5 protein-coding genes are annotated in these 5,461 nt (G+C 59.3%); 2 read left to right on the top strand and 3 right to left on the bottom strand.

The window, feature by feature from the left end:
* The first annotated feature begins 251 nt into the window (after window positions 1-251).
* Entirely contained in the window at window positions 252-872 is a 621-nt protein-coding gene (locus ACXRVY_RS15805; RefSeq protein WP_458237717.1) for a dihydrofolate reductase family protein, read from the top strand.
* A gap of 76 nt (window positions 873-948) precedes the next feature.
* A complete protein-coding gene (locus ACXRVY_RS15810; RefSeq protein WP_223463355.1) occupies window positions 949-1,752 on the top strand; it encodes a glycosyltransferase family 2 protein in 804 nt (267 codons plus the stop codon).
* A gap of 77 nt (window positions 1,753-1,829) precedes the next feature.
* Here ACXRVY_RS15810 and sorB read toward each other — a convergent pair whose 3' ends face one another.
* The 3 genes from sorB to mqo form a co-directional block, all read right to left on the bottom strand.
* Window positions 1,830-2,474 carry a SorB family sulfite dehydrogenase c-type cytochrome subunit gene (sorB, locus tag ACXRVY_RS15815; protein ID WP_223463354.1) on the bottom strand — a complete coding sequence of 215 codons (645 nt, stop codon included), beginning with the start codon at window positions 2,472-2,474 and terminating at the stop codon, window positions 1,830-1,832.
* 10 nt (window positions 2,475-2,484) lie between these two features.
* On the bottom strand, window positions 2,485-3,744 hold the full coding sequence (sorA, locus tag ACXRVY_RS15820; protein ID WP_458237718.1) for a SorA family sulfite dehydrogenase catalytic subunit: 1,260 nt from the start codon (window positions 3,742-3,744) through the stop codon (window positions 2,485-2,487).
* 301 nt (window positions 3,745-4,045) lie between these two features.
* Window positions 4,046-5,461: malate dehydrogenase (quinone) (gene mqo / locus ACXRVY_RS15825; protein WP_458237719.1), on the bottom strand; the 1,416-nt coding region annotated here is incomplete at its 5' end.

The following is a 5,461-nucleotide window of genomic DNA, read 5'->3' on the forward strand; positions in this document are numbered from 1 at the left end:
ACACCTTGCGTGGTTTGATGCGCGCTCACGTATGCGGCAGCAGTTGACCGGCTACCGCATTACGTCGTGCGTCCACCAGCGGCCACTGGAAAACAGGGGCTTATCGCAATGCATTCCCACGAGAAATAAAAACTGCGCAGCCTGTTGTCGATTTCACAGCGTCCGGTTCGACTATCTTTCAGGCAATGGTCTCAAGGGATCGCAGACTTCCCTGCCTGAACTCTTTCACCCGGATGAATCAGGAGAAGAACATGCGCACACTCACCGTTGCCGCGTTCGTGAGTCTGGACGGCGTCATGCAAGCGCCCGGCGGGCCTGAGGAGGACACCAGTGGCGGATTCCGCTTCGGTGGCTGGATCGTCCCCTACGCCGACAAAACCACCGGCCAAGCCGTACAGGACATGTTCTCCCAGCCTTTCGAGTTGCTGCTGGGACGTCGTACCTACGACATCTTCGCCGCCTATTGGCCCCACATTCAGGCCGACTCCACCCACCACACCATTGCTGATCTGTTCAACGGCGTACCCAAGCACGTGGCCACCCATCGCGCCGATTCGCTGGCCTGGCAGAACAGTCATGCGCTGCAGGGCAACCTGGTCGAAGCGATCAGCGCGCTCAAGCGCCAGGACGGTCCTCAGCTACTGACCCAAGGCAGCGGCGAACTGGTGCGCCAACTGCTTGCCGCCGGCTTGGTGGACGAGTTGCGGCTGATGATTCATCCCATCCTGCTGGGGCGCGGCAAGCGTTTGTTCGACGACAATGCACAAGCGTCGGCCTTCACCTTGTTGAACTCGATCAGCTCGCCCGGCGGTRTGCTGATCGCCCGTTACATCCGCAGCGGCGAGGTGCGCACAGGCACATTCGAGCAATAGCCCGGGTGAAATTAAGCCTGGGCTAAGGTTGCCTCTGTTAGTCTTCGCCGCTTTTGCGTCATAGAGCATTTCGAAGATGGGTAGTGTCGATACAAACGCCAAGCCACCGTTCAGCATCGTTCTGGTTAATTACAAAACCCTTGATTTGACCAGGATCTGCCTGGACCTGTTGCGCGAGCCTGTACGCAAAGCCGCAATCCCGGTCTGGGTGGTGGATAACGGTTCGGCGGACGCCAGCGTCGAGTATTTGCGCTCACTCGACTGGATCAATCTGATCGAACGGGATGCCCCCACCAAAGAGCCGGGCCACATCGCCCATGGCAAGGCGCTGGACATGGCGCTGGCCAGGGTTGATACCGACTATCTGTTCCTGATGCACACCGACACGTTCGTCTTCGATGCAAACGTCTTTGCGATGATGATGGACCACTGCACAAAAGATCGAAACGTCGCAGCGGTCGGTTGCACGGAACAACTCAACCGCGGACTGCCAAGGACCCTGTGGCGCTTCACTTCGCGCCTGCTCAAGCACCATTACCGGCGCCTCAAGCAATCGCTCGGCCTACGATCAAAAGAGCCGAAACCCTACAGGGAAACTTACTTGAAAAGCTTTTGCACACTATGGAATTGCAGGCTGATGAAGCAGCAGGGTCTGCACTTTCAGATCGACGACCGTGTGCCCGGTTATGAGTTGCAAGACCGGGTGATCGGGCTTGGCTACAAGGTCGTGTTTCTGTCGCCCGGCAAAATCTTCAAGTACCTGGACCACGTCCAGGCCGGCACCGTTGCCGCTGCTGGCGGTTATGGCCAGAACCATCGACGGACCAAGATGTACCAGGACATTCTCAAGCGCTTCAGTGCCAACACCTGGATGCCTTGAACAAACCTGCGCCCCCCAAAAAAGCCCACTGACCGTTGCCGGTTCAATGGGCTTTTTCGCATCAGGCTAACGCTGATTCATTGCTTCATGATGAACGTCGCCAGGCTCTTCAGGTCGTCCGAACTCAACTGCGCGAACGGTGGCATGGGCACATCCCCCCACTTGCCGCTACCGCCGTGCTGAATGCCCGACATTACCCGGGCCAGTGCCTGCGGGTCATTGGCATACTTGACCGCCACATCGTGATAGGCCGGGCCGACGACCTTGTGGTCGACCGCGTGACAGGACAGGCAGGCGTTGTCCTGAAGCAAGGCCGAGGCGACTTTCGCTACCGACACCGTCGGTGGCTGATCCGTCGGCGGGGTCGAGGCCGCCTGAACACCGGCATCGCTCGCTTGGGCACTACCGTAGGTCACTGCCAGATAGGCGCCGATCACTTTCACCTCCTGGTCGCTGATCGGCGCACCGTACACCTGCTGCATCTTGCCTGCTTCAGCGGTCCATTGCGTCAGGCTCATGCCGGGCGGCTGGAAGTTGATGTAATCGGCCGAATGACAGATCGAACACTTCTGCTGCGCCAATGGGTAGCCCGGCAACGTACTGGGCTTGAGCGCCACCGTTTCGGGCGGCAAGGTGATCGACAGTGGCGCTGCACCAGCCAGGCTGGCCAGACCAACCTGAGCCGCGCACAGCACGGCGCTCATGAGTTTCACAAGTTTCATGCAGTCCTCCTCAGGCGACGGTCACGTGGGTGGTTTCGACGACATGGCGGCGGTAGCCAGCGGGGTTCCAGTCGGCTTGCAGCGGCTGCGTCTCGCCCGCACTGTTGCTGGCCCGCACCATCAACTGCGTGGCGCCCTTGCCGGTAAAGCTGATCGGCAGTGTCCACTCCCGGAAGGAGAAACGGCCAAGGTCCTGCCCGAGCTTGGATTCGCGCCAGGTTTTTCCGCCGTCGATCGACACCTCCACCTTGTTGACCCCAACGCCACCGTCGAACGCGATGCCCTTGAGTACCACGCTTTTGTTCAGCGGCAATACATCGCCGTGTTTAACGCTGGTGATGAAACTGCGCACCGGTAATTTGGAAATCGGCAGGGTTTTCGCCGMCGTGGTGCCGGGGGCAATGCAGAAGCAATCGTTATCCGGAACCCGGTACGCCTTGGCCATGAAGAAACCGTCATAGGTATGGTCGATGACCTCGATCTCACTCAGGTGCTTGACCCAATACGTGCCGAAATAGCCCGGCACCACCAGACGAATCGGGTAACCGTTGAGAAATGGCAGGTCGGTGCCATTCATCGACCAGGCAATCATCGGCTCACCGTCCATGGCATGGCTGATGTCCAGCGCCTTGATGAACTCCGGCGTGCTCGGCAGCACGGGTTTATCCAGCCCACGGAAGGTCACTTGCGCGGCACTGGTTTTCACACCGGCCTTTTCCAATACTGCCTTGAGCGGCACCCCCACCCAGCGCGCATTGCCCATGGAGCCATTGCCCAACTGAGCGCCGAACACCCGCGGCATCGAAAAGCCACGGCTGTTACCCGAACACTGATTGACGGCCACCACTTCCACCGGTTCGGCGAGGGCCTTGAGCTCGGCGAGGGACAGTGACAGCGGCGTGTCGACCGTGCCCTTGATCGTCAGGCGGTAGCTGTCGGGATCGATGCTGGTCGGGAAATTGGCCAGGTGATAACGCACGAAAAAGGCGTCATTGGGCGTGATCGGCCCTTCGTTGAACACCGGGAATGGCGTCTCCAGATGCGGCGGACGCGTGGTCACCAGGGTCAACGGGCGTTTTTGCGGGAATTGCACCAGCGGTCGTGGGCCAGCGGCAAAGGTCACTTCTTCAGCGCTTTCGCTGGCCTCCCCGGTTTCCTCGGCTGCCCTGGCGAGGCTTGCCAACGGCGAGGCCGCCACAGCCAGAGTGAAAGCATCGCGTAAAACCCGCCGGCGGCTCAGCTGGCTGCTGTCTACAAAACTGAACTTCATTTTGCGCTCTCTCTGATTGTTTTATTGAGATGCAACTGACAGTCCTTCATCAGAATAGTGGGGCAGGACTTCATGTGCCAATGCGGTTTCGCTTTACTGTTCGAGATCGGTAAACCGCCCAGTATCGTCACGTGCAAACTGTCTGCTTCACATTGAGCGTCAGAGACTTGGCAATTGATGACAGCGCGGCCGATACGTGTGGATTAGAGCGCCCGTCTTCAAACAATGTCTTCGCTATCGCCCACAAAAAAACCCACTGACCGTCGCCGGTTCAATGGGCTTTTTTTGATCCGGTCTCTAATTACAGAGCCATATCACTCGCAGCATTAGCCTTCGGAGCCTTCACAGCAGTATCGACAGTCACTGGCTTCACAGCCGGCGCGATCACCGCTGGTGGCGGAGTCAGCTGCAGCACCCTGGCGGTGTAGGCCCACTCTTCAGCGACCTTCTCAGGGCTGGCGTTCAGCTGGGTGCCGTAGCTCGGTACGATCTGGTGCAGTTTTGCCTGCCACTCAGGGGTCGCGACCTTGTCCTTGAACACTTTCTGCAGCACGGTCAGCATGATCGGTGCGGCGGTCGATGCGCCAGGGGAGGCGCCCAGCAGGCCGGCGATGCTGCCGTCTTGCGAAGCGACGATTTCGGTGCCCAGTTTCAGCACGCCACCGGCGGCTTCATCACGCTTGATGATCTGCACGCGCTGGCCGGCTTGCCACAGGCGCCAGTCTTCAGCCTTGGCGTTCGGGAAGTATTCTTTCAGGGCGTTCATGCGGTCTTCGTCAGACAGCATAAGCTGGCCTGCCAGGTACTCGACCAGCGGGTATTCCTTGATGCCGACCTTGGTCATTGGCCACACGTTGTGGGTGGTCGTGGTGGTCAGCAGGTCCAGGTACGAACCTTCTTTCAGGAACTTGGTGCTGAAGGTCGCGAATGGGCCAAACAGGATCACGCGCTTGCCGTCCAGCACGCGGGTGTCCAGGTGTGGAACCGACATCGGCGGTGCACCAACGGAGGCTTTGCCATAGGCCTTGGCCAGATGTTGTTCGGCGATGGTCGGGTTATCGGTKACCAGGAACGAGCCGCCCACCGGGAAGCCTGCGTATTCACGGGCTTCAGGAATGCCGGACTTTTGCAGCAGGTGCAGGGCACCGCCGCCGGCGCCGATGAACACGAACTTGGCGTCGGTTTCGGTCTTGCTGCCGTCTTTCAGGTTCTTGTAGCTGACGCGCCAGCTGCCGTCTTCGTTCCTGGTGATGTCCTGCACTTCGCTGGACAGCTTCAAATCGAACTTCGGCGTAGTTTGCAGGTGCGCGACGAACTGGCGGGTGATCTCGCCAAAGTTCATATCGTTGCCGAGCTGGCTCCAGGTGGCCGCGACTTTCTGGTTCGGGTCACGCCCTTCCATCATCAGCGGCACCCACTGCTTGATCACAGCCGGGTCTTCGGAGTACTGCATGCCGGCGAACAGCGGACTCGCTTGCAGGGCTTCGTAGCGCTTCTTCAGGAACTTGATGTTGTCATCGCCCCACACAAAGCTCATGTGCGGAGTGGAGTTGATGAACGAACGCGGGTTCTTCAGCACGCCTTGCTGAACTTGCCAGGCCCAGAACTGACGCGAGATCTGGAAGGCTTCGTTGATTTCAACGGCTTTCGCGATCTGGACGTTGCCCTTGTCGTCTTCCGGGGTGTAGTTCAGCTCGGCCAGGGCGGAGTGACCGGT

The sequence above is a fragment of the Pseudomonas sp. P5_A2_2 genome (assembly GCF_054177685.1).